26 protein-coding genes, 1 tRNA gene and 2 pseudogenes are annotated in these 24,213 nt (G+C 52.0%); 15 read left to right on the forward strand and 14 right to left on the reverse strand.

What is annotated here, in order from left to right; genetic code table 11:
- Positions 1-464 precede the first annotated feature (464 nt).
- Together N5923_RS05775 and fumA are read left to right on the forward strand one after the other, a co-directional pair.
- Positions 465-1,979 (forward strand): DASS family sodium-coupled anion symporter, encoded by a 1,515-nt coding sequence (locus tag N5923_RS05775; RefSeq protein ID WP_323372734.1) that lies wholly within the window; start codon positions 465-467, stop codon positions 1,977-1,979.
- 76 nt (positions 1,980-2,055) lie between these two features.
- Positions 2,056-3,705: a class I fumarate hydratase FumA gene (fumA, locus tag N5923_RS05780; RefSeq protein ID WP_267143366.1), complete on the forward strand. Its 1,650-nt coding sequence runs from the start codon at positions 2,056-2,058 to the stop codon at positions 3,703-3,705.
- A 65-nt stretch (positions 3,706-3,770) separates the two neighbouring features.
- Here the strand turns inward: fumA and N5923_RS05785 are convergent, their stop codons facing one another.
- Together N5923_RS05785 and N5923_RS05790 are read right to left on the reverse strand one after the other, a co-directional pair.
- Positions 3,771-4,343, reverse strand: a complete 573-nt coding sequence (locus N5923_RS05785) for a UPF0149 family protein (RefSeq protein WP_323372733.1) — start codon at positions 4,341-4,343, stop codon at positions 3,771-3,773.
- 161 nt (positions 4,344-4,504) lie between these two features.
- Positions 4,505-4,648 carry a hypothetical protein gene (locus tag N5923_RS05790; protein WP_267143365.1) on the reverse strand — a complete coding sequence of 48 codons (144 nt, stop codon included), beginning with the start codon at positions 4,646-4,648 and terminating at the stop codon, positions 4,505-4,507.
- A gap of 215 nt (positions 4,649-4,863) precedes the next feature.
- Between N5923_RS05790 and N5923_RS05795 the strand changes: the two genes are divergently transcribed.
- The 4 genes and pseudogenes from N5923_RS05795 to N5923_RS05810 all read left to right on the forward strand — a co-directional run bounded on the left by N5923_RS05795 (position 4,864) and on the right by N5923_RS05810 (position 7,760).
- Positions 4,864-5,973: an SMP-30/gluconolactonase/LRE family protein gene (locus N5923_RS05795; RefSeq protein ID WP_267143364.1), complete on the forward strand. Its 1,110-nt coding sequence runs from the start codon at positions 4,864-4,866 to the stop codon at positions 5,971-5,973.
- Between the two features lie 164 nt (positions 5,974-6,137).
- Positions 6,138-6,902: an SDR family NAD(P)-dependent oxidoreductase gene (locus N5923_RS05800; RefSeq protein ID WP_267143363.1), complete on the forward strand. Its 765-nt coding sequence runs from the start codon at positions 6,138-6,140 to the stop codon at positions 6,900-6,902.
- A 213-nt stretch (positions 6,903-7,115) separates the two neighbouring features.
- Positions 7,116-7,292 (forward strand): annotated as a pseudogene (locus tag N5923_RS05805) (type II toxin-antitoxin system HicA family toxin); the annotation flags it as partial.
- Between the two features lie 30 nt (positions 7,293-7,322).
- Positions 7,323-7,760 carry a type II toxin-antitoxin system HicB family antitoxin gene (locus tag N5923_RS05810; protein WP_267143528.1) on the forward strand — a complete coding sequence of 146 codons (438 nt, stop codon included), beginning with the start codon at positions 7,323-7,325 and terminating at the stop codon, positions 7,758-7,760.
- Between the two features lie 56 nt (positions 7,761-7,816).
- On the opposite strand, the gene N5923_RS05815 is transcribed toward N5923_RS05810, so the two are convergent.
- From N5923_RS05815 to N5923_RS05825, 3 genes are all read right to left on the reverse strand, one after another.
- A complete protein-coding gene (locus tag N5923_RS05815; protein ID WP_267143362.1) occupies positions 7,817-8,941 on the reverse strand; it encodes a ribosomal protein uL16 3-hydroxylase in 1,125 nt (374 codons plus the stop codon).
- Positions 8,942-9,042: 101 nt separating this feature from the next.
- On the reverse strand, positions 9,043-9,252 hold the full coding sequence (locus tag N5923_RS05820; protein WP_017799347.1) for a hypothetical protein: 210 nt from the start codon (positions 9,250-9,252) through the stop codon (positions 9,043-9,045).
- Between the two features lie 184 nt (positions 9,253-9,436).
- Complete coding sequence (locus N5923_RS05825; RefSeq protein WP_267143361.1) at positions 9,437-9,883, reverse strand: RcnB family protein; 447 nt, start codon at positions 9,881-9,883, stop codon at positions 9,437-9,439.
- Between the two features lie 360 nt (positions 9,884-10,243).
- On the opposite strand from N5923_RS05825, the gene N5923_RS05830 reads away from it, so the two are divergent.
- The 4 genes from N5923_RS05830 to N5923_RS05845 are packed head-to-tail and all read left to right on the forward strand — an operon-like array spanning position 10,244 to position 14,891.
- Positions 10,244-11,764 carry a sodium:solute symporter family protein gene (locus tag N5923_RS05830; protein ID WP_267143360.1) on the forward strand — a complete coding sequence of 507 codons (1,521 nt, stop codon included), beginning with the start codon at positions 10,244-10,246 and terminating at the stop codon, positions 11,762-11,764.
- A 17-nt stretch (positions 11,765-11,781) separates the two neighbouring features.
- Positions 11,782-12,558, forward strand: a complete 777-nt coding sequence (locus tag N5923_RS05835; RefSeq protein WP_267143359.1) for a glucosamine-6-phosphate deaminase — start codon at positions 11,782-11,784, stop codon at positions 12,556-12,558.
- Positions 12,551-13,714, forward strand: a complete 1,164-nt coding sequence (locus N5923_RS05840) for an N-acetylglucosamine-6-phosphate deacetylase (protein ID WP_267143358.1) — start codon at positions 12,551-12,553, stop codon at positions 13,712-13,714. Before N5923_RS05835 ends, N5923_RS05840 begins: the two co-directional genes overlap by 8 nt.
- A gap of 46 nt (positions 13,715-13,760) precedes the next feature.
- The gene (locus tag N5923_RS05845; protein WP_267143357.1) at positions 13,761-14,891 is read left to right on the forward strand and encodes an ROK family protein; all 1,131 of its coding nucleotides are present in this window, start codon (positions 13,761-13,763) and stop codon (positions 14,889-14,891) included.
- A gap of 98 nt (positions 14,892-14,989) precedes the next feature.
- Here N5923_RS05845 and N5923_RS05850 read toward each other — a convergent pair whose 3' ends face one another.
- The 5 genes from N5923_RS05850 to N5923_RS05870 form a co-directional block, all read right to left on the reverse strand.
- Complete coding sequence (locus N5923_RS05850) at positions 14,990-15,418, reverse strand: CesT family type III secretion system chaperone (protein WP_267143356.1); 429 nt, start codon at positions 15,416-15,418, stop codon at positions 14,990-14,992.
- Positions 15,419-15,437: 19 nt separating this feature from the next.
- Positions 15,438-16,706, reverse strand: coding sequence for a hypothetical protein (locus tag N5923_RS05855; protein ID WP_267143355.1), 1,269 nt, complete (start codon positions 16,704-16,706; stop codon positions 15,438-15,440).
- A gap of 121 nt (positions 16,707-16,827) precedes the next feature.
- Positions 16,828-17,064: a type II toxin-antitoxin system YoeB family toxin gene (locus N5923_RS24710; protein ID WP_323379596.1), complete on the reverse strand. Its 237-nt coding sequence runs from the start codon at positions 17,062-17,064 to the stop codon at positions 16,828-16,830.
- Positions 17,065-17,324: 260 nt separating this feature from the next.
- Positions 17,325-17,498, reverse strand: coding sequence for a hypothetical protein (locus N5923_RS05865; protein WP_267143354.1), 174 nt, complete (start codon positions 17,496-17,498; stop codon positions 17,325-17,327).
- Between the two features lie 91 nt (positions 17,499-17,589).
- Positions 17,590-18,165, reverse strand: coding sequence for a hypothetical protein (locus N5923_RS05870; RefSeq protein ID WP_267143353.1), 576 nt, complete (start codon positions 18,163-18,165; stop codon positions 17,590-17,592).
- Between the two features lie 371 nt (positions 18,166-18,536).
- Here N5923_RS05870 and N5923_RS05875 point away from each other — a divergent pair.
- A pseudogene (locus tag N5923_RS05875) lies at positions 18,537-18,722 on the forward strand (integrase); the annotation flags it as partial.
- 15 nt (positions 18,723-18,737) lie between these two features.
- On the opposite strand, the gene N5923_RS05880 reads toward N5923_RS05875, so the two are convergent.
- Positions 18,738-18,814 (reverse strand) — tRNA-Arg (locus tag N5923_RS05880).
- Positions 18,815-18,934: 120 nt separating this feature from the next.
- Positions 18,935-19,429, reverse strand: coding sequence for a DUF1198 family protein (locus N5923_RS05885; RefSeq protein ID WP_267143352.1), 495 nt, complete (start codon positions 19,427-19,429; stop codon positions 18,935-18,937).
- A gap of 189 nt (positions 19,430-19,618) precedes the next feature.
- Here N5923_RS05885 and folD point away from each other — a divergent pair, with 189 nt between their 5' ends.
- Both folD and ybcJ read left to right on the forward strand, forming a co-directional pair.
- On the forward strand, positions 19,619-20,485 hold the full coding sequence (gene folD, locus N5923_RS05890) for a bifunctional methylenetetrahydrofolate dehydrogenase/methenyltetrahydrofolate cyclohydrolase FolD (protein ID WP_267143351.1): 867 nt from the start codon (positions 19,619-19,621) through the stop codon (positions 20,483-20,485).
- Positions 20,485-20,697 (forward strand): ribosome-associated protein YbcJ, encoded by a 213-nt coding sequence (ybcJ, locus tag N5923_RS05895; protein WP_017799360.1) that lies wholly within the window; start codon positions 20,485-20,487, stop codon positions 20,695-20,697. Before folD ends, ybcJ begins: the two co-directional genes overlap by 1 nt.
- Before the next feature lie 44 nt (positions 20,698-20,741).
- On the opposite strand, the gene N5923_RS05900 is transcribed toward ybcJ, so the two are convergent.
- Positions 20,742-21,161, reverse strand: coding sequence for a T6SS amidase immunity protein Tai4 family protein (locus tag N5923_RS05900; RefSeq protein ID WP_267143350.1), 420 nt, complete (start codon positions 21,159-21,161; stop codon positions 20,742-20,744).
- A gap of 86 nt (positions 21,162-21,247) precedes the next feature.
- The gene (gene cysS, locus N5923_RS05905; protein ID WP_267143349.1) at positions 21,248-22,636 is read right to left on the reverse strand and encodes a cysteine--tRNA ligase; all 1,389 of its coding nucleotides are present in this window, start codon (positions 22,634-22,636) and stop codon (positions 21,248-21,250) included.
- A 353-nt stretch (positions 22,637-22,989) separates the two neighbouring features.
- On the opposite strand from cysS, the gene ppiB reads away from it, so the two are divergent.
- Complete coding sequence (ppiB, locus tag N5923_RS05910) at positions 22,990-23,484, forward strand: peptidylprolyl isomerase B (protein WP_267143348.1); 495 nt, start codon at positions 22,990-22,992, stop codon at positions 23,482-23,484.
- The gene (gene lpxH / locus N5923_RS05915) at positions 23,484-24,209 is read left to right on the forward strand and encodes a UDP-2,3-diacylglucosamine diphosphatase (protein ID WP_267143347.1); all 726 of its coding nucleotides are present in this window, start codon (positions 23,484-23,486) and stop codon (positions 24,207-24,209) included. Before ppiB ends, lpxH begins: the two co-directional genes overlap by 1 nt.
- The last annotated feature ends 4 nt before the right edge of the window (positions 24,210-24,213 follow it).

Genomic DNA, 24,213 nt, shown 5'->3' on the forward strand with positions numbered 1-24,213 from the left:
GTTGTTATTGGCCGACGTCATAATGCCAATATAATATTTTTCACCTGGTCAGAGGAGTAACATTAGTTAATTAACTAATTATAATATTGTTGCATATATGCATTTTATCGCTATTTTTTGACGTAAATCAAAAGCGATACTCACGCTCTGTTTTCGCCAGATAACATGCCGCCTGCCAGTCTCCCCGCCACGCCACACCTGACTGACGCTGACCACAGAAGAGTTCAGGTAAAAAACTCTGTTCAGGATATTTTATTGATCAGGATCAACAGTAATTAATATGGAAGTCGCATCATATAAATATATCAATAGCGTTAATAACGCATCAGTTAATCAGAACCGAATAATGGCGCAGGGAATACAGTAACTCTGCCATTTAATTAACTTTAAAAAGTTAATTAACTAAAGAAATTAAGTATTTCCTGCACGCTAAAAAATTATTAACTCTTGAAGACGATTGAAAAATGACAAACGTTCCGCTATCCAACCCGTTAACACCAGCAGGTCACTCTGCAAGTGGGAAAATTAAAAAGCTGATCCCGATGTTATTGCCCGCACTGGTCGCCATTATATTATTACTGGTGCCAGTGCCGGCAGGACTGGAGCCCTATGCATGGCATTTCTTTGCCATTTTTGTGGGGGTGATTGTCGGCTTAATTATTGAACCCTTACCCGGCGCAGTGATTGGTCTCACCGCTGTAGTGATTATCGCCCTCGGCGGCCAGTGGCTGTTGTTCAGCCCGGAGCAGCTGGCGGCGCCTGGTTTCAAACTCGCCAGCCAGTCATTTAAATGGGCGGTCAGCGGTTTTGGCAACTCAACGGTCTGGCTGATCTTCGGCGCATTTATGTTTGCCGCTGGCTATGATAAAACCCGCTTTGGCCGCCGCCTGGCGCTGATCCTGGTGAAATATCTTGGTCGTCGCAGTCTGACGCTGGGCTACGCGATTACCTTTGCCGACCTGCTGCTGGCGCCTTTTACCCCTTCCAATACCGCGCGCAGCGGCGGCACCATTTATCCGATTATAGCCAACCTGCCGCCGCTGTACGGCTCCAAACCCAACGATCCCAGCGCACGCAAGATCGGCTCTTATCTGATGTGGGTAGCAATTACCGCAACCTGTATCAACAGCTCGCTGTTTCTGTCAGCTCTGGCGCCCAACCTGCTGGCGCTGGCGCTGGTGAAAACCACCGTCGGCATCAATATTGCCTGGGGCAGCTGGTTTATCGCCTTCCTGCCCGTCGGCGCGCTGCTGTTGCTGACAATGCCGCTGCTGGCTTACTGGCTCTATCCACCGCAGGTTAAAATCAACGACGAAGTGCCGCGCTGGGCGCAGCAGGAACTGGAGAAACTGGGCAAGCTGTCACGCAACGAAATTCTGTTGCTGCTGTTTGTCTGCTGTGCGCTGATGATGTGGATTTTCGCTGCCAGCTGGATTGAGCCAGCGCTGGCTGCGGTACTGGTGATCACCCTGATGCTGTGGACCGGCGTGCTGGAGTGGAATGACATTACCAGCAATAAACCGGCATGGAATACCTTTGTCTGGTTCGCCACGCTGGTGGCGCTGGCGGATGGCCTCTCTTCTACCGGATTTATCAGCTGGCTGGGTAAAGAGGGTGGCGTGCTGATGAGCGGCATCTCGCCGGACCAGGCGACCATCGTGCTGCTACTGGCCTATTACCTGCTGCATTACCTGTTTGCCAGCACCACTGCCCATACCACCGCACTGCTGCCAGCGATGCTGACTATCGCCGCCACCATTCCGGGTATGAATATGATGGTGTTCTGTCTGATGCTGGTGACTTCGCAGGGCGTGATGGGCATTATTACCCCTTATGGTACCGGTCCAAGTCCGATTTATTACGGCAGTGGCTATCTGCCGACCGCCGATTACTGGCGGCTGGGCAGCATTTTCGGCGCCATCTTCCTCGCCGCGCTAATCGTTATCGGTTACCCGTGGATGACCATGATGTTCGGATAACCGACGGGGCGGGCATAATGCCCGCTCAATAAATGGCTGGAAGATTTGAATTTATTGCTTATTAAGTGAGAAAAAAATGTCGAATAAACCTTTCCATTATCAGGCGCCTTTCCCGCTGGCAGCGGAAGAGACCGAGTACCGGCTGATCAGCCGCGACTATGTTTCTGTCTCTGAGTTTGCCGGCCAGGAAGTGCTGAAAGTTGATCCCCAGGCGCTGACCCTACTGGCGCAACAAGCCTTTCACGATGCCGCATTTATGCTGCGTCCGGCCCACCAGCAGCAAGTCGCGGCGATTCTTGATGACCCGCAAGCCAGCGAAAATGATAAATATGTGGCGCTGCAATTCCTCAGGAACTCAGAAATTGCCGCCAAAGGTATTCTGCCAACCTGCCAGGACACCGGCACCGCGATTATCGTTGGCAAGAAAGGCCAGCACGTCTGGACCGGCGGTGGTGACGAAGAGGCGTTGTCGCGTGGGGTGTATAACACCTATATCGAGAATAACCTGCGCTATTCGCAGAACGCCGCGCTGGATATGTATCAAGAGGTGAATACCGGCACCAACCTGCCGGCGCAAATTGATCTCTACAGCGTGGATGGCGCGGAATATAAGTTTCTCTGTATGGCGAAAGGCGGCGGCTCAGCCAATAAAACCTATCTGTATCAGGAAACCAAAGCCCTGCTCAGCCCGGGTAAATTAAAAGATTATCTGATCGATAAGATGCGCAGCCTCGGCACCGCCGCCTGTCCGCCGTACCATGTAGCATTTGTGATTGGCGGCACCTCTGCGGAAGCCACCCTGAAGACGGTTAAACTGGCCTCGACGCACTACTATGATGAGTTGCCTCATCAGGGCAATGAACATGGTCAGGCATTCCGCGATCTGGCGCTGGAGCAGGAACTGCTGGAAGCCGCGCAGAACTTTGGTCTGGGCGCACAGTTTGGTGGCAAATATTTCGTGCATGATATCCGCGTGATCCGTCTGCCGCGTCACGGCGCTTCCTGTCCGGTCGGCATGGGGGTCTCCTGCTCTGCCGACCGCAATATCAAAGGCAAAATTAACCGCGACGGCATCTGGCTGGAGAAGCTGGAACATAATCCAGGCCAGTATATTCCGCAGGCTTTACGTGAAGCGGGGGAAGGCGAAACGGTAAACGTCGACCTCAATCGGCCAATGGCCGAGATCCTGCAACAGCTTGCCCGCTATCCGGTCGCGACCCGCCTCTCGCTCAGCGGCACCATCGTTGTGGCGCGTGATATTGCCCATGCCAAACTGAAAGAGTGCATTGAACGTGGCGAGGCTTTACCGCAATACGTGAAAGATCATCCGGTCTATTATGCCGGACCGGCCAAAACACCGGAGGGCTACGCTTCCGGTTCGCTGGGTCCGACAACCGCCGGACGGATGGACTCGTATGTTGATTTGCTGCAGTCGCACGGCGCCAGCATGATTATGCTGGCCAAAGGTAACCGCAGCCAGCAGGTGACCGATGCCTGTCATAAGCATGGCGGCTTTTATCTCGGCAGTATTGGTGGCCCGGCGGCGGTACTGGCACAGCAGAGTATTAAGAGTCTGGAGTGCATTGCTTATCCCGAACTGGGAATGGAAGCGATCTGGAAAATCGAGGTGGAAAACTTCCCGGCCTTTATCCTTGTCGATGATAAAGGTAATGATTTCTATCAGCAGATTACCTGCCGCCAGCAGTGTTCTGCCTGTGTGAAATAGTTTTCACAGGGTAACTCAGGGGCTGCTGATGGCAATGGCAGCCCCGGTTACCGACAACGCAGTACTTAGTGCAGTGGCGACTGCTTGCTTAGCCAGTAATCGTGCAGGCTAAGCGCCGCAGGAGGGATATTCTCAATGCTGCTGACAAACTCTTCCGGCGTCATATTATCGATTTGCGTAAAGTTTTCCTCGCGACCATGCAGAGCGATCGCCGCCAGCGAAGGTTGCAAGGATTCCGGCAAGCCTGACCAGTCGTCAAGATCAACACCCTTCATATAGCCGAAACACCACTCCTCAACCACGGTATATTCCTGATCATCCAGATGGCTGGTGCCGAAAATCGGTTCGAACTGCTCCGGATAATCATTTAGCCGCTCAGCGATATCATTCATATGCTGGAAAGTAAGATCAAGGAAGCGTTGCAGTTCCTGTTCTGATTCCCAGGTCGGTACACTGTTCTCGCCGCCCCAGAGCGCCACCAGCCACTCACCCGGCTCCAGCTTGTTCGGGCCAGAGATGATAGCGGTAAGAAAGCCGTCCAGCTCCGATACATCAAGCATGGCATCGTCATTACCGTACTTCATCAGAACATCTTCCAGCCATTCCAGCTCTTCAAGCTCAAGTGGTCCTTGTTTCATGCTGTTGTCTCCTGCGGATACACATTTTACCCCCGGGGCTGGTGCAAAGCGCCTCAATTAGCAGGCACTGAACGGTCAAAAAACACCCGGAGTTATTCAGATGGACCCAATCTTCCAGCATTTGATGGGCAATTGATAGCGGTGATGGTTATTCGCTGACGTTAGTCAGCTTTAAACGGGTCTTTATTGTCGTCTTCGCTGTCATCGCGCTTACGCGGGATCTCACCATGTTTATTGGGTTCCTCTTTTGCCGGATGCTCGTCATCTTTACCCGCACGCAGGATCGTTGGATTTTTCTCAGACATCGCTCTCTCCTTTAACTTCCAGTGAGTTAAGTCTAGTCGATAGTTATCGGCAGGGCTTAAAAACCAGCTAAAAGCAGTCAGACACCGGCTGGCCCCGCTAACCCGGCACAGATTTTGTCTATGCCAGCGCGCTTCCATGTGACAAACATCACAATTCTGCCAGGCTTTATTGATAAGTAACTCTGTTGTTTTACAAATCATAAAGGGTGAAAAAAGTGAGAAGAAGAGATTTTATCGCCGGCGGAATGGCTTTTGCCTGCCTTGCCCGGCACTCCCTCAGCGCGGCCAGCAGCGGAATCAAAGCAGAACTACAGCCAGCGGTTTCTTCCCCCTGGTTGACCAACGGTGTCGCGGTATCGCAACAAAATGAAGTATTTATCAATTTCCCCAGGTTTAAGGGGCATACCTCATCCCCTGCTCTCGCGCGCATTGAGAATGGTCGCCCGAGGCCATTTCCCGGTAATCAGTGGAATAAATGGCAAGCCGGGGATGATGGTCTTAATACGCTGGTAAATATTAATGCTGTGCATATATTTGATGACAATCTTTTATGGGTAGTGGACCAGGGCGCGCCGCAAGGTGAAAAACCCGCTGCCGGCGCGGCAAAGCTGGTCGCCTTTGATATCACCAGCGGTAATGTTGAAAAAATCATCAGATTTGCCCCACATATCCTGCCGGAAGGCGGCGCGCCTAACGATTTGAGGATCGCTGGCGGACGGATTTTTATCACTGACTCTGGCCTTGGCGGCATCATTATTCATGATCTGAAAACCGCTGATTCCCGCAGAAAACTGTCTGAGGCTCCCTTGTTGCGCAAACCACAAACGGCGCAGCAGAAAGGATTTAACGGCAGGATACTCAGTGATGGCAAAGGTACCTTTCCGCAAGTCCATAGTGACATGCTGGAGGTCAGCCCTGATGGTAAATGGCTCTATCTGTCTGCGCCAACCGGACCGCTGTACAGAATCGAAATCAGGTGGTTACTGGATGATGCACTTGAAGATAAACAGCTTGAAAGCCGTTTAGAGAAATATGCCGATATCCCCTCGATTGGCGGCACGGCGATCGATACAAAAGGCAATATTTATCTTTCTGATGCTGAAAAGCGTGCGGTTGAACGGTTACACAGCGATGGTTCCCGGCAGGTTATCGTGCAGGATGACCGCCTGGTATCGCCTGATGCGCTGTTTATTGATAATAAAGGATTTATGTATGTTCCGGCCTCGCAGATTGAATATTTAAGCGATCAGGCTGGTGGAGAGGATAAAACCGGTGACACATTTTATATCTATAAATTTGCTCTGCCCGATTTCACAGATGGATGACAGGACGCCAGCAGCTCCCGATTCATTTACATTTTTTAATGCTTAAATCCTCATCCATAACAACAGCTTATAAAAAAAATCACTGACTGGCTTGCAGGCCGGAATCAGACTGCCAGGGTTAACATGATGTTTTTTAATGATATCTAATTGAATCGGGGGTCAATATGACACGTTTCCAGCAACAGGTAGTGGTGGTTACAGGCGCAGGTTCAGGAATTGGGGCCGCGACGGCTAAACGCTTTGCCAGTGAAGGCGCCTCAGTGGTTTTGGTCGGTCGTACTGCGGAGAAACTGGAAAAGACCCTGTCGACCCTGGCGCAGGGGGACCACCTGATTGCTCCCTGCGACGTTGCGGCGGCGGATCAGGTTCAGGCGCTGTCGGACGCTGTACTGAAAAAGTATGGTCAGGTCAATGTACTGGTGAATAACGCAGGTGTGATTGTCCAGGGCCGGATTGATAAAATCTCGCTTGATGACTGGAAGAAGGTGATGAGTGTGGACCTCGATGGCGTATTCCATTGCGTGCACTACTTCATGCCAGCACTGCTGAAAAGCAAAGGCAATGTGGTCAATATCTCTTCGGTATCGGGATTGGGCGGTGACTGGGGCATGAGCGTCTATAACGCGGCGAAAGGCGCGGTGACTAACTTTACCCGTTCGCTTGCTATGGACTATGGTGAAGATGGCGTGCGGGTTAATGCTATCTGTCCAGGGTTTACCTTTACCGATCTGACTGAAGAGATGAAGAGTAATCAGCAACTGTTAAACAAATTTTACGACCGCATCCCGTTAGCACGCGCCGGTCAGCCGGACGACATAGCCAGTGCTGTCGCCTTTATAGCCAGTGATGATGCCCGCTATATTACCGGCGTAAATCTGCCGGTAGACGGAGGGATCACGGCATCTAATGGTCAGCCAAAGCAGGCGTAAATCCATGATCCTCTGGCGGGATACGCCGTTATCTCGCCACACTTCCTCCCTGCCGATGGTAGCGGTTTAATTCTCTGTAACGTTTTCATTTGTCAGTTTATCAACCCAGCCAGAGTTCGATCTGTTGTTACTCCTTTTTAAAAAATACGCCCACAGAGAGAACTTGATCTGTGTGTATATGTGTGTATTATTAATTCAGGGCCAGGAGGGCAAATGAAATCGACTGACCTGATAAAGGAGCTGGCAGAGGCCGGATGCGAACTCAAACGGCATAACGGCGGTAGTCACCAGATCTGGTGGTCACCGATCACCGGGAAAACCTTCCCGGTGCCGCATCCGAAAAAGGACTTGCCTCTCGGCACTGTCAAATCCATAAAAAAATGGCGGGGATTCAGGTCCCCGCCTTTTTCGGAGGTTGTTATGTTTTTCTCAGTGGGCATTGAGACACCAAAAGATGAAAACACCGCTTACGGTATGATTGTTCCTGCGTTTTCAGCTTATGACTACGGATGCTTCTCCGCCGCTGACTCGCAGGACCAAATCGCCGCAATGGTGCGTGAAGCGATTCTGTTAACCGTTGAAGATATGTTACTCAACGGAAAATATTCAGTTGAGCAGATAAAAGATGCGGGTCATCTGACCTATGCAAAGGATCGCGAATACGCTGATTATGATAGCTGGCTGGTTATCGATGTCGATCTATCTCAGTTTGATGGTAAGCAGCAGCGGATTAATATCGCACTGCCTGACACGCTAATCAGTCGCATTGATAATCGCGTGCGGGAGCAATCCGCAATGTATCGTGACCGTAGCCACTTTATCGCCGAAGCCGCCCGGCACGAACTGTCAGCCGAGTGATATACAGACCACTGCTTGCGGATTGCATCACTGTCCGCAGGCCGTGTTTAAGGAGGCTATTGCTCGTCAAAGAACCAGTAGCCCTGATTAATCAGCCCGGTCAGTTCAGCGACGAAAGCCGGGCTGTGCAGCGCTTTACCCAGCTGCGCTTTACCAATAAGCGTGTAACGACACAGTGCATCAGCCGCTTGCGGATCAACCGTTTTCCACCCCTCGCTGTTGATAAAGAAACTGTCGCCGATGCGCAGCACCCGCAGCCCGCTCAGGCGCGTCAGAACTTCACCGTCCATCAGCGCATCGACAATCTCATGCTGCTGATAAGGCGGCTGGGCGGCAGCGATATCCAGTTCGTGGCGCGGCGTGGTGATAAAGCGACCAAACCACTGTTTAAAGTCTCCCGGCTGATTAATCATATCGATCATCATCGCGCGCAGACGATCGAGCTCATAATCTTCAACCCGTCCGGCATGTTCCCGGCAGCTTAAATCCGGATCGCTGTAGTGCTCGCCACCCAGGTCGTGTTCCAGCGCATAGTCGGCGAAACTGCTGATTAAATCCCTGCCGTTGGGTCCGCGAAAACCGACGGAGTAGTTAAGCGCAGTTTGATGGGTGATGCCGTCGTGCGGGAAGCCTGGTGGAATATAGAGAATGTCGCCCGGTGCCAGATCTTCATCAATAATCGGCGTAAAAGGCTCCACATGCAGCAGCGCCGGATGCGGACAAAACTGCTTCAGAGGAAGCTTATCGCCAACGCGCCAGCGACGACTGCCCATCCCCTGGATGATAAAGACATCGTACTGATCGATATGTGGTCCGACACCGCCACCCGGCACCGAAAAAGAGATCATCAAATCGTCTAAACGCCAGTCCGGCAGTATGCGAAACGGGGTCATCAGCGCCGCCGAGGGCGCATGCCAGTGGTTAACCGCCTGAGCAAGTAACGACCAGCCGGTTTTACCCAGATCATCAAAATGCGCAAATGGCCCGTTGCTGGCCTGCCACTGACCATCAGCATGGCTGACCAGACGGCTGTCGATCTCAGCTTCCATCGCCAGACCCGCCAGTTCGTCCGGCGTAATCGGATCAACAAACTCCGGCAAGGCATTTTTTAATACCACCGGCTGCTTTTGCCAGTACTTTTCCAGAAACTCGGGCCAGTTAATATCAAGCTGATAAGCCATTCTTTCGCACCAGTAAGAAGATAAACGGGTGAGATTATAGGAAGGCTAACCGCGGGCCGACTTGTTATGGGTCAAGGCTGTGTTGATGAGATGCCAAACCATCAGCGAATATAGCTGCGAATCACATCAGCAATGCCTTTATTCGCTTCACGGCCATCGCGATGTTCAACATCGTCGGCGACTTTCTCCAGGTACTTGTTCAGCTTGCCGCCAGTGGGCACATTGCCGTAAGCAATCAGCATCTGCACAATATTTCTCAGCGCAAGGACCTCAAGAGAGAGGCGTTCAATAACGGAATCTTTGTCTGGCATCGGGTGCTCCGGGGCGGGCGAGTAGTGATATTTCCAGCAGAATAGCGCCGGGAGGTGGCAAGCAATCCGTGGAATACCGCTGCTTTTTGTGGCGATTTTTCGCCAGCAGACATTATCGTGAAAGGCTGAGATGAAACAGAGCAGACAAAGCGGCCGGCACAGGGTGTGCCAGCCGCGCAGAAACTTAGTGGAAAGCGTTATTTAACAGGATGGAAGTAATTACTCCGGTCGCTGCCGCAATCAACACATAGTTGCCGTCGATATAAGCCCAGTGTTCGCCGCGTGGTGGTTCACGCAGGCCACGCTGATGCCAGTCGCTTACGCGGTAGTCATCGCCGCGGAAGTGCGGCGGCATCGGCTGGCCACGACGGAAGTCATGTCCCTGCCATGCAAAGCGATCACGTGACTCGTAATGATGGTCCGGGCCGCGCCCACGATCGTCATGACGATCATCGCGTCCGTGATCCGGGCCACGACCTGGGCCACCATGCCCTTCAGGGCCGCCGCGTCCATCATGACCACCCTGCTGATGCCACTGCTGTCCCGGAGGGCCTTCTGCCTGGGTTACGGTGGAGAACAAAGTGCTGGCGGAGAAGACGGTGATTAAAAGTGCCAGAGTCGTTTTTTTCATGGTTGTATCCTCGATTTTCACACGGCCTGAGTTGCGCCGTTGAGAGATACTATCCGTTAAGTCATCGGATAAAAATATCTCCGAATGTCTTAAAAACCATAAGCTTACTGTACTTTACCCCTCCTTATCACTTCCTTAACACTATGAACGAATTGTGGACCTTACAAACGCGAATGATTTGTGTTAAGTAGCCAGCCCGCGACAGAAAGGGTGACAACGGACACATTTCAATCAATAAGAGAATGCTATTTTCAATTTGTCCTAAATTAGGATTAATTAAAAAGTAACCAGCTACACGGTTGACACTATTTCTGATTTGCCGCTGGCAGATCCCTGTTCCTCACACCTGCGGAGTTAGCTATGAATGCGCTTGATTACGGTGTAATGGCTTTATATGCAGTGATGATTATCTGCATTACTTTTTGGGCAATGCGTCGCATTGGCAGTACTAAAGACTTCTTTGCCGCTGGCGGCAAAATGCCATGGTGGCTATCCGGCGTTTCGCATCATATGTCCGGCTACAGCGCAGCGGTGTTTGTCGCCTACGCGGCCGTGGCCTATAAAGTGGGCATCACTATCTACTTCTGGTGGGCGTTTCCGATTGCAATCGCCGTGCTGCTTGGTGCGGCGATCTTCGCCCCACGCTGGGCGCGTCTGCGCATTCATATGGATATTGAATCGCCGATGGAATATCTGGCGACCCGCTATAACGTACCGACACAGCAGGTTCTCGCCTGGAGCGGCGTGCTGCTGAAATTATTTGATGTCGGTGCTAAATGGGCGGCGATCGCCGTTATTATCAATGTCTTCACCGGATTAGATCCGGTGCTGGGGATCCTGATTTCGGGTGGTCTGAGCCTGTTTTACTCAGTAATGGGCGGATTGTGGGCCGATGCCTGTAATGATTTCGGCCAGTTTATCGTGCAGTTTGTCGCAGCGATTGTGATGGTCGGCGCGGTAGCGATTCACCTCGGTGGCTTTGATCAGCTGCTGAATATCTGGGACAGATTACCGGCCAACCATACCACCATCGTGCAGGAGCCCTATTCCCTCGGCTTTATTCTGGCTTATTTTGTGATTTATACCCTCAGCTACAACGGCGGCACCTGGAATCTGGCTCAGCGTTTTATCGCCTCGCCGGGCGGTAAAGAAGCCCGTAAAGCCGCCCTGCTCTCTGCGGCGCTGTATCTGATCTGGCCACTGGTGCTGTTTTACCCGATGTGGGCCGCGCCGCTGCTCTATCCGGATCTGGCGGATCCTTCCCGCTCTTACTCATTAATGGCAATGGAGCTGTTGCCGAACGGGCTGATTGGCCTGGTGCTGGTCGCCATGTTCACCCATACACTGTCGATGACTTCATCAGACGCTAACGCGATTACCGCGGTGGTCACCCGCGATATTCTGCCGGTACTGCTCCCCAGACGTTTCTCGCAGCGCACACCATCGCTGCTGGCCGCACGCATCACCCTTACGCTGTTTATCCTGCTAACGCTGGTAATTGCGGTTAATGCCGGACGCTTTGGCGGCGTACTGTCACTGCTGATCGTCTGGTTTGGCGGTCTGGTCGGCCCGATCTCCATCCCGATGTTGCTGGGCCTGCTGCCGTGGTTTCGTAAAAGTGGCAGCATTGCCGCCATCAGCTCGTGGGCGTTGGGTGTGTCGGTGTTCTTTGTGGTGAAGTTTTTACTGCCCGACGTCAGTACCGCAGTGATTGTCGCGTCACCGGTTCTGACCTCACTGGCCGTGTATATCATCGGCGGCTGGCTGCGCCGCAGCCCTGTCGACCCGCAGATTGATCTGCTGTTGAATGCCCTGAATCAGGATGGCCCGGCCAATGCCGCTGAACAGCCCAAACCCGCTTACCAGAACAACCTGAAATAACCTTCAAGGAGAAGAGGATGAAGACCACGGTTCAGCGTCATCAGGTCGATCTTTTACAGGTCGAAGTCTGTGCCGATCGCCAGGCGATGGGCGCCCAGGCAGCAGAACAGGCTGCCGCTCATTTACGTCAGCTGCTTGCCACACAGTCTGAGGTGCGGATTATTTTTGCTGCTGCGCCTTCGCAGAATGAGTTTCTCGATCAACTGGCCCGCGCAGCCGATATCGACTGGTCGCGGGTCACGGCTTTTCATATGGATGAATATATTGGCCTTAGCGAGCAGGCACCACAGCGTTTCAGCCATTATCTTGAGCAGCATATTTTTCAGCTGGTAAAGCCCGGCAAGGTATTTTTAATCCCTTCTTCCGGCGATCCGCTGGCGATCTGCGCTGACTACGCCGGGCTGATTCAGCAGGCGCCGATCGATATGGTCTGCCTCGGGATCGGCGAAAATGGTCATCTGGCATTTAACGATCCCCCGGTTGCCGACTTTGCCGATCTCCAGTGGATGAAAGCGGTGGAGCTGGATGAGATCTGCCGTCAGCAGCAGGTGAATGATGGCTGCTTCCCCACACTGGAAACCGTACCACGTTTTGCGTTGACCCTGACGATTCCTGCCCTGATGGCTGCACGCCGTCTGTTCTGCATGGTGCCAGGAGCCAATAAGCGGCGGGCTGTTTCTGCCACCCTGTATGATCCGATCTCTGCCGCCTGTCCGGCCACGGTGCTGCGACGTCATCCCCAATGTACCTTGTATACCGATCAGGCGGCTTTTCAGGAGCGTATGCATGGCTGAATCCCGCATTAGAGGCAGAGATTACCGCACATTGCAATCCGTTGAGTTACATAGTGAAAATGGACTGATTACCCGCATTTTGCCGCTACCTGATGATGCCGATTTGCCAGTGATGGCGCCGGGTCTGGTCGATCTTCAGGTCAACGGCTTCGGCGGGCTGGATTTTAACCATTTCCCGTTTTCAACTGAGATGGTGGAACAGGTCACGCAATTGCTCTGGCAGCAGGGTGTGACCACCTTTATGCCAACCGTGATCACCGCCAGCAGCGAGACGATTGAACTGGCGGTCAGCAGAGTGGCCGAAGCCTGCCAGCAGCATGAAATCGTTAAGCGGGCGGTGGCGGGCATTCATCTGGAAGGCCCGTTTTTATCACCGCAGGATGGTCCACGCGGCGCGCATCCACTGGCCCATATCAAAGCCCCGGACTGGGCGCTTTTCCGCCGCTGGCAGCAGGCCGCCGCAGGAAAAATCGCCCTGCTGACGATTTCCCCGGAATGGCCGCAGGCCGGCGAGTTTATCCGTGAATGTGTCGCGAGCGGGGTCAGAGTGTCCATCGGCCATACGGCTGCCACCGCAGAAAATATCACTGAAGCCGTGGTGGCGGGCGCAACCCTTTCAACCCATCTGGGCAATGGCGCGCACCTTCAGCTTCCCCGCCATCCCAACTATATCTGGCAGCAGCTGGCAGAAGATCGGCTGGCCTGTGCGCTGATTGCCGACGGCGATCATCTGCCGACTTCAGTGCTGAAAGTATTTATGCGCGCCAAAGAGGAGCAGGTGTTTCTGGTCAGCGATGTCACCCGTTTTGCCGGTATGCCGGCGGGTCAGTACTCATCGCCGATTGGTGGCCGGGTTGAACTGAGTGCTGATGGTCGTTTATCGGTCGCCGACCAGCCGCAGTTGCTGGCCGGTTCGGCAAAAGGCTTATTTACCGGCGTTAATCATCTTCTCACTCAGCAGCTGACTACACGCCAGCTGGCGCTGGAGATGGCTTCGCTTCGCCCTGCCCGGCAGCTCAATTTGCCGGTGCAATATGGGCTGGCTCCTGGAGCGCCTTGCGATCTGATCCTGCTGAGGCAGGAATTGACAGGGAATCTGAGATTGCAATCAACCTGGAAAACGGGGGAAAAAGTATGGGAGGCTTGTAGTCAGTAGCCGCTTGCTGCGAGACTAAGGCAGGACGGTAGATCAGGGAACCCGCATGAAAGAGTCAGGCAAGGGGCCAGCGTTACTTCGGCTGAATAATGAAAAACGGCTGCTGACGGCTTTGCGTCAGCAGCGCATCACGACGCGGCAGGATATTGCCGGGCTGCTTGCGCTAAGCAAAAACACGGTTTCCCTGATTATTGACGATCTGATTGCCCGTGAATGGGTGCAGGAACTGGGGCCGTTGCAGGTTTCCGCCGCAGGTCGCCCAAAAATAGGCATCGCGCTGTGTGCCGGGAAACTAAAAGCCGCTGGCGTAATGATTGAGCGGCAGCGTATGCATGTAACCGTGACAGATTATCTTTCTGAGGTACTGGAAGAGTCGAGCTGGCAGACAGATACCCGCGATCCGGCCCGTGTGCTAAGTGAACTACAGACAGTCTGTCAGCAGCTGCAACAACGCCACCCGGAGTTGCTGGGGATTGGCCTGGGTTTTCCGGGCATCGTCGATCCTGCTGCCGGTTATCTGCATATCTCCTCCCACTTAGGCTGGCGGGATGTCGATATTCAGGCGGCCTTGCACAACCTGACCGGCACGCCGCTACATATTATGAATTATGTAAAGGCGGCAGCGCTGCTGGCGCAGACGCCACAAAAGGTGGCAGAAGGCGCCAGCTGTTTTTATCTGCGTATCGGCGAAGGGATCGGTGGTGCGTTACTGCTGGGTCGCGATATTTTTACCGGCAGCAGCTGGACCGCAGGGGAAGCCGGGCATCTTACCGTCGCTGACGGCCCGGCGTGCAGCTGTGGAAAATACGGCTGCCTTGAAGCGTTGATTAGCGTGCCTGCCATTCAGCAGCAGCTGGCTGCTGTAGAGCAAGGATTAAGCTGGGATACCCGTGAGCAGTCGCCGGAAAGCACAGACAAAGTGATGACGCGTGCGGGGCACTACCTCGGTAAGGCGCTGAGCCAGATAATGCTGCTGCTCAATCCGTCAACGCTGGTGATCGACAGCCCGTGGAACAGCAATGCCGCATTCTGCACTGCGGTAAAGGAAACGGCGCAAGCGGCGACTCTGGCCTTTACCTTTAATCACACTCAGATGATATTTTTAAGCGGTCCACTTTCACCCGCGAAAGGGCTGGCTTTAGCGGTGATAGAGAGAAATGAGGTGTCACCGTTGTAGGAGGAAATAACGGGATTATTACTGGCAACGTAACCAGCTATTTTCGCGCTATCGGGCTCTGCCAGTAAGATGGTTAACCTCAATCTTAGTGCTTACCGTCACTCCTCAACAGATTCCGTCTCGACCGACTCCAGTAGCCAGGCCTGCACATGCTCAGCCTGCCGGGCAAAGCGCTCTACCAGCACTTTCATTGACTGCGTATCCATCACCACAAACGGCTGACGCGTCCAGAGGATCACCTTTTTCTGTTCGATCAGCAGCCCGGTAATAATTGGCGGATGCTCCATCCCCAGCAGATTGCTTTGCAGTAATATCGCCAGGGTTTCCCACTCATCATAGCGCTCTTGCGGAATGTCGAGCAGGCAACTGACGGTCAGAAACTCCTGCGGGGTTTCGCTCAGCTCCAGCAACAGATCCTGGCTTAGCGACAGGGTATAGCTATCCGAGTCTTCCAGCGCCGGGGCCGCTTCGCCAGGGGCTTGCAGCAGCGGCATCAGTAAATTTTTCAGGGCATTAGAAGCAGCCATGGTAGCCTCTCAATAGTTATCAGCGAAAGAAAAACGATGCAAAACGGGAACTGCGACTATTCAGCTCGCTCTCCCGTTCACGATCGCGGTGACGACGTGAACGGCGTGAGGATTCCGGCTGAACATCACGCACTTCCGTCCTGGCGGGACGGGATTGATACGTTGAATAACGCGGCTCCCTTTCGGCAGCGAAGGACTGACGGCGTGAAGTGGACGGCCGCTCCGTCGCAAAGGACTGACGTCGAGGCCGCGGTTCTTCAGACATCGACATACGACGCAGGCGGTCGGAGATATCTGCCGCCGGTTCATAAACTGAAGCACGACGAGAACGGGTGCTGGATGTGCGCTGCGCCGTGCCCGAACTGCCGCCTGCGGCTGGCGGGTAATAACGCGCAGGCCGCGGTTCCGGGGCTGAGGGACGCGGGCCGCTGTAAATTTCCTGATATTCCGCTTTGGTCATATTCTGGTCCACATAGCGTTTATCGCGGCCCGAACCATAACGGTAAGACTCTCCGAGGTTATCCGAGGCGTGAAACTGATCGTAGACCCAGCGTTTTGATACCGCTTTCTCAATCAGTTCTTCGTTGCTCGGATTGCCCAGCGCATCGTTTAATTCGGCAAATTCCCGCTCCACCTCGGCACGACTGACCATACCGCCACCGGTGAATGCCGCTTTCATATTGGGATCGTATTGCGGGGTGAATTCATGCACCACTCTCGAGCTGGCGCTGGCATAGTGAAAGTTCTTCTCCAGCATGGCGCGGCTAAACAGCGCCCAGGGATCGGCGATCACCTTCTCCTCAGCCGAGTTTGGGTCGCCGATAACCACATAGGTATGATCGGTTCTGCCGCGCGTCTCCACCACGGATACGGGCTGATTTAACCCGGAGCTGGCGATCAGTTGCGCGCAGACCATCGCCATCTCACCGCAGTTGCCCACGCGAAAACGCTTTGCTTCCCACATGCTGCCAAGCGGCGTGATGCCCTGCTCTTTAATCCGCTTACGCATCACCAGTTGACGTTTTAAGGTTTCACCGTTGGTACTGAGCGAATGAAAACGCTGATCGCCTACACCCATAGAGAGAATATGGTGGGTATCCTGAATCGCCTGGTTGGCAACCCGCAGCGCATCGAACTGCTGGCGGTTGACCTTTACCTCACAGTCACGGTGCGCGCGGTTGCCCGGCTCCAGCGCCAGACGGATATTAACTTTATCGTTGGGTCGCAGATCGCGAAGTTCACGACTGGTGGGAGCAACGGGAATTCTCCCGGAAATCGATGGCGGCACAGTAATCCCTCTTAATCATAACGGATGAAAAGGCACGACAGACGCGCCACGTTATTTTGTTAACAGGGTGAGTGTGGGAAATCGGAGGGAAGTTCCATTGACGTGTCAAAGATCTTCGTAATTAGACCGGCGGACGATTATCATTAACTTCCCGTTTTCTGTTGTAGACAAGCCGGTGCTCTCTGTCTGTACGCCGGGAATAGAGCGCCTGTTTTTTGAGATGGCTCAGCCGTTCTGGCTTACCGATACCGCCCGCTGGAATTTTATACCTGACTTCTGATGTTGCATAAGCGTCATTCCGTGATGGTTTATTACTTTTGCAAATCCCTTTCTTAAAAAAGATAATAGAATGAGATATGTACCTACAGAATTCATATAAATAAAAATATCTTTATGCACTTAACTTCCATTTCAAAATCAATACTTACCATTAAAAAATAATTTCTTGCATACAAAGCATTGATTAAAAATTCAAGAAAACTCAGTTTTTACAAACAGAATTGTAAGGATTTCATTTGAAATAACCATTAAAATAATAATAACGTGGGATAAATGATAGGGTTTTTAATTAAAAATAAAAAACGCAGAAGTCTTAATCATTTATTCACGTTAATCTGATTATGCGAAACGAGCCAGTTTTTGCTTATTTCTCGGTCCGACTAAATCCATATCTTTTTCGTTTTGACCGATTTTGGCGAGTTTGTTACCGTCGATAGTGGCCCAGAAATCTACGGAGCGTTTTGCAGCAGCCATCGCTTTTTCGGAATCAATTTTTTTAGTTTGCTTGATCATAACGTCTCCTGTTGACCGTCAACCTTACCTGAAATTCTACATCAACCCTGCTCATTTAACAAACAGTCTCTGATGGCCGTAAAAGCTTCGGCTACTCCTCATCAGGACCGATACCATTCACTTTTCTTCTAATGGTTTCTCGTATGTCAGGCACTTCAGCAGACATTTTGTTGTGGGCGTTTACTACCTGAGCAAAACCATAAGATTTATAGCGGGGCTGGACAGCGTCGGTGGGATCTTGAATGTAAACATCTTCGAGGCCAACCATATCGCAAAATGTTGTTGAGTAAATCAGCGCAATCATCAGGACATTTCCCGTCAATGGGGTTTCTTCATCAGCAATAAAGTTCTCCAGCATACAGATGGCGAACTCATCCCTGCGTATATCATATTTGCAAATGATGACGGCATGTAAAGAGTCCGGATCATGGTGATCAACAACCTTTAGGTTGATATCCAGAATACCGTCATTGTCAGCGTTACCTCTATAATGCTCCATACCCCATGACCAGTTTAGAACTCTTTGATCCAGGCTTTCTGCGAGACGATGTTTGTCCTCCTCGCTCAACACGCCTAAAGAAATATTACCCCAGCCGAAACCATCAATGATTAGTTGGGTACTACTAAGGCAGTAATCGTGAATTCCCTGAATTGATAAATCGCTCACTGCGGCCAGCCTTTCTTAGTTATTTGTCCTGACGCGAATCATATAATAGAGTCGTACGCTTGTTAATCAGTAATTTTATAATTAATGGAACGCGGGTTCTGGTTATTAATTAACGATACATTTAACTTTATCTTGTAATAAAAAGGGCATCAAGCACTACAGCATGATTGAAAGAAGTAAATATTATGATCGAACTTTTTAAATACATCTCACCGCATGGAGGCTAAATACAATCGCACACTTGTCACTCACAATCTCAAATCGAACCGAATGTGTTGGAAGTTTTTACTTGCCTGGTGTTTAGGGATTTTTTGAAGTGCAAAGCAGGAAAAATTGCAAACAACGCACATTGATCATGGTGTTGCGTGCTGGCCGGGGTTCCACTTTCCGCTCTACAGAACACAGGCGGCAGGGAGTCAATCGAAATGGTATAGCGTTATGCTCATCTGGCACCGAACCACCTTACCGAACATGCGTGCAAAATTGACGCACTTTTAGCGGTTAACGACACAAATACGACACAAGGGGATAATCAGGCTGGATTGAGAATTGCGTAACTCATTGAAAAATATTGGTACGCCCTACAGGATTCGAACCTGTGACCTACGGCTTAGAAGGCCGGTGCTCTATCCAACTGAGCTAAGGGCGCATGGTGATTGCGTCGAATTATACGGTGCGCGCCTGTTGAGTCAACGTTTTTACCGCGTTGTGTGCACTGTTGCTGCACTATTGAGCAGCAAGCCTGCCCTCAGGCCAAAATGGCGTAATTTTAGTGGCGGTTCAGGCGGGAATGAATCGAATAGATATTGCCGTATTCCTCACCACTCACCTCATCCGCTGGTGCAAAACGCGCGTTGTAGCGCATGCGGAAGGCATGCATCTCCTGGGCGTCGGGCTCAATCTCCCGCAGAAAGCTGAGCGCCAGACGAACATGCTCAGCACTGAGTTCGGTTGGCAAATAAGCTTTACGTAACACGCCGCGCCAGAACTCAAGGTTTGCGTCGGATTCATCAACAATAAACACCTGCCAGATAAATAACACGCTGGCAGCATTGGCAACGTGAGACTCATTATCCCGTGACAGATAATCGACAAATTCTTCCCCGGCAGTTTTACCCATCAGGCTAATCAGCGATTCAACGTAGACGGGATCGAGGTTTAGCCGTTTGGTCAGTGCTTTAGTGGCACGGCGCGAACGTGAGTTCAGCACCCTGAAGCCAATGGCGAACACGACTACCAGGGTTACAAGCATCAGCCAGATCATTTACTATCCTGCCAAAAGGCGCTTTATTCGGGGAAATCCGCGGCGACAGAGTAACAGCCAGCTAAAGGTCAGACAACCGGCGGCAGTTATCCGCATTCACAGAGTATTCTGTGCCTGACAGCGGCGCTCGCTTCTGCCAGAATAGACGCATTCCCCGATTTAACTCAAAACAGATGGATTTCCTCTCTGATGGTAGCAAAAATTATTGACGGTAAAACGATTGCGCAGCAGGTGCGCCTGGAGGTTGCGGAAAAAGTTAAGCAGCGTCTGGCAGACGGTAAACGCGCACCTGGCCTTGCTGTGGTATTAGTCGGGGAAAACCCGGCGTCACAGATCTATGTCGGCAGCAAACGTCGCGCTTGTGAAGAAGTCGGTTTTATATCACGCTCTTACGATTTGCCCGCCACCACCAGCGAAGCCGAGTTGCTGACGCTGATTGAAACGCTGAATAATGACCACGAAATCGATGGCATTCTGGTGCAGTTGCCGCTGCCAGCGGGCATCGATAATGTCAAAGTGCTGGAGCATATCTCGCCGGATAAAGACGTTGATGGTTTCCATCCGTATAACGTCGGCCGTCTGTGTCAGCGCGCGCCAAAACTGCGTCCCTGCACCCCACGCGGAATTGTGACGCTGCTGGAACGTTATAACATCGAGACTTATGGTCTGAATGCGGTAGTGGTTGGCGCGTCCAATATTGTTGGCCGCCCAATGAGTATGGAGCTGCTGCTGGCAGGCTGCACCACCACCGTTACTCACCGTTTTACCAAAGATCTGCGTCATCATATTGAGCATGCGGATCTGCTGATCGTTGCCGTGGGCAAACCTGGCTTTATTCCGGGCGACTGGATTAAGCCTGGTGCGATCGTTATTGATGTCGGCATTAACCGTCTGGAAAGTGGCAAAGTCGTGGGCGATGTGGCATTTGAAGCCGCCGCTGAGCGCGCGGCCTGGATTACCCCGGTGCCTGGCGGTGTCGGCCCGATGACGGTAGCAACCCTGATTCAGAACACCCTGCAGGCATGCGAAGAATATCACGATGGAGCAGCAAAATAATGGCGACCTTTTCTCTGGGTAAACACCCACACGTTGATTTATGCGATCTGCTGAAGCTGGAAGGCTGGGTGGAGAGTGGTGCAATGGCGAAATCGCTGATTGCAGAAGGCCATGTCACGGTAAATGGCGCAGTGGAACTCCGCAAGCGCTGCAAAATTGTCGCCGGACAAGTGGTTGAGTTTGATGGCAATCAGGTGACAGTTACCGCCTGAAGCGATTGAAAAAAACGGCAGCTAAGGCTGCCATTTTTTTATGTTTACCTGCTGAGCTCGTCTTGCGCGTAAGTTCTGTCAGGATGTTCAACATACTGCTTAACCAGCGCTTCAAGCTCCGCACCATGATACATATCCATGCACTTCATCAAATCCAGTTTAATCTCACGGCTATGTTTTGAGTGATATTCGCGAGCCAGGTATTTATCAATAAGTTCAGGCACTTTCCCGGTGCTTTCCTCCAGGTCATACTGACCCCAGTTATCAATGCCCCTGGCGCTGGCTGCCGCATCAGTACTGGCATGTTCATCCGCCTTATAGGCAGTCGCAATACAAAAGGCCAGAGCAGCATCTTTGTAGCTTTGCGCGTAAGTGCGATAAGCAGTTTCAGGAAGAGCTGATGCGCTAAAAGTAACAACTACAGTTAGTGCGCTGAAAAACAGATTAAGCGGCTGAGACGCCATCCTGTGCATCCTCATAATAAAAACAGTGTGGCCTGTTCCCCTAAACCTTCCCCCGCATGCGAGGGAAGCATCAGAACAACGCTAAATTACTTACGGCGCCAGCGGGTTCCCTGCGGGCCGTCTTCCAGCACAATCCCCAGTTCATTCAGCTTGTCACGCGCGATATCCGCCTGCGCCCAGTCTTTTGCCTGACGCGCATCAATACGCATTTTAACCAGCGCTTCAATTTCCGCCACTTCCTGATCGTTACTGTTTGCGCCACTTTGCAGGAATTGCTCAGGATCCTGCTCCAGCAGCCCCAGCACACCAGCCAGCTGACGCAGACGCGCTGCCAGACCATTTGCGGCAGTCATGTCTTCCGCTTTCAGGCGGTTAACTTCACGCGCCAGATCAAACAGCGCCGAGTACGCTTCTGGCGTATTGAAGTCGTCATCCATCGCTTCACGGAAACGCTCATCAAAGATCTCACCACCGGCAATATCAGCGCTGCTATCAGTATTGCGCAGCGCGATATACAGACGCTCCAGCGCTGCACGCGCCTGCTTCAGATTGTCTTCGCCATAGTTCAGCTGACTGCGATAGTGGCCCGACATCAGGAAATAGCGCACGGTTTCCGCATCGTAATGCGCCAGCACGTCACGCACGGTAAAGAAGTTATTCAGTGATTTCGACATTTTTTCACGGTCGATCATCACCATACCGGAGTGCATCCAGTAGTTAACATAGGGACCGTCATGCGCACAGGTTGACTGCGCGATTTCGTTTTCATGGTGCGGGAACATCAGATCAGAACCGCCACCATGAATATCAAAGTGATCGCCCAGCTGTTTGCAGTTCATGGCCGAACATTCGATATGCCAGCCCGGACGGCCTGCGCCCCATGGTGATGGCCAACTTGGCTCATCAACTTTCGACATTTTCCACAGCACGAAATCCATTGGATTACGCTTTACATCTTCGGCAACTTCGACGCGCGCGCCGGCCTGCAGCTGCTCAAGATCCTGGCGAGATAATTTACCGTAATCAGCATCGCTCTCGACGGAAAACATCACATCGCCATTGCTGGCAACATAAGCGTGTTCACGCGCAATCAGCTTGCTAACCAGTTCGATAATCTCACTGATATGGCGTGTGGCGCGTGGTTCCTGATCCGGCGGCAAAATATTCAGCGCTGCGAAATCCTTATGCATTTCCGCAATCATACGGTTAGTCAGGGTTTCGACGCTTTCACCGTTTTCATTGGCACGTTTAATGATTTTATCGTCAATATCGGTGATATTGCGCACATATTTCAGCTGATAACCGCTGTAACGCAGATAACGCGCCACCACATCAAATGCGACGAATGTACGTCCATGGCCGATATGGCACAGGTCGTAAACGGTAATTCCGCACACGTACATGCCGATCTGACCAGCATGGATAGGTTTAAATTCCTCTTTTTGACGACTCAGGGTGTTGTAGATCTTTAGCATTGAGACATTCCGTATTACGTGTGCGGGTTAACGAAACTGATTATCCATTGCGTATCTGGCGTTGCAGCGGCGTTCATTCACCGAATAACTGACTTTTCTCAGCTCATCGGGATTCACGCCCTTGCTGCCTTGCTGCAACGACAATTACTTGGGTATATAAAGGGTTATTTTGACGTATTGTTAACGTAAGCGCGATGCAATGCAAGGGTATGGCTGCAACTACGACTTTCTCACCTGCTGACGCGTCATCACAATTTGTGATATAAGAGGCGTCTATTTAAACTGGCCCGGCATTTTTACTACCCTGCCGTGTGTACAGTCGTTTAAAACTCCCACCTTAACAGGACGAGATTATGGTTACTTTCCAGACTAATCATGGCGATATCGTTATCAAAACTTTTGACGATAAAGCCCCCGCTACCGTGCAGAACTTCCTGGATTACTGTCGCGAAGGTTTCTACGACAACACCATTTTCCACCGTGTCATCAACGGCTTTATGATCCAGGGCGGCGGTTTTGAACCTGGCATGAAGCAGAAAGATACCAAAGAAGAGATCCGTAACGAAGCGAACAACGGCCTGAAAAATACCAAAGGCACGCTGGCGATGGCGCGTACTTCCGCACCACATTCCGCCACCGCTCAGTTCTTTATCAACGTTGCGGACAATGACTTCCTGAACTTCAGCGGCGAAAACCTGCAGGGCTGGGGCTACTGTGTGTTTGCGGAAGTGGTTGAAGGCTTAGACGTTGTTGAGAAAATCAAAGGCGTTTCTACCGGCCGCAGCGGAATGCACCAGGATGTGCCAAAAGAAGACGTGCTGATCCAGAAAGTGACCATTAGCGAGTAATGTCACGCACGCTTTTTATCGCAGATCTGCATCTGTGCAATGAAGAACCGGCAATTACTGCCGGTTTTCTGCGTTTTTTGCAGCGCGAAGCGCTTAATGCTGACGCGCTGTATATTCTTGGCGATCTGTTTGAAGCCTGGATAGGTGATGACGATCCTCAACCGCTGCATGCAGAAATCGCCGCCGCACTGCTGGCCCTGAAACAGCATGGCGTCCCCTGCTACTTTATCCACGGCAATCGTGATTTTCTGCTTGGTCACCGTTTTGCGCGCGCCAGCGGCATGATACTGCTGCCGGAAGAAAAAGTGCTCGATCTGTATGGCAAACGCGTGCTGATTCTGCATGGCGACACCCTGTGTACCGATGATGAGGGCTATCAGCGTTTTCGCCGTAAGGTGCATCAGCGCTGGCTGCAGAAACTGTTTCTGACCCTGCCGCTGTTTATCCGTCAGCGCATCGCCGCGCGCATGCGTGCGGGCAGTAAAAATGCGAATAGCAGCAAATCTGCAACGATTATGGACGTCAATCAGCAGGCAGTTATCGACGCCATTCAGCGCCATCAGGTGCAGTGGATGATTCACGGCCATACCCACCGACCAGCAGTACATAAAGTACAGGCCGACGCTATCAGCGCCGAGCGCGTGGTTCTGGGCGCATGGCATCATGAAGGCTCGATGATTACGGTTGATGCCGACGCAGTGATCCTCAGCTCTTTCCCTTTCTGAATCT

The organism is Winslowiella arboricola, assembly GCF_025527015.1.
Classification (GTDB): Bacteria; Pseudomonadota; Gammaproteobacteria; order Enterobacterales; family Enterobacteriaceae; genus Erwinia; species Erwinia arboricola.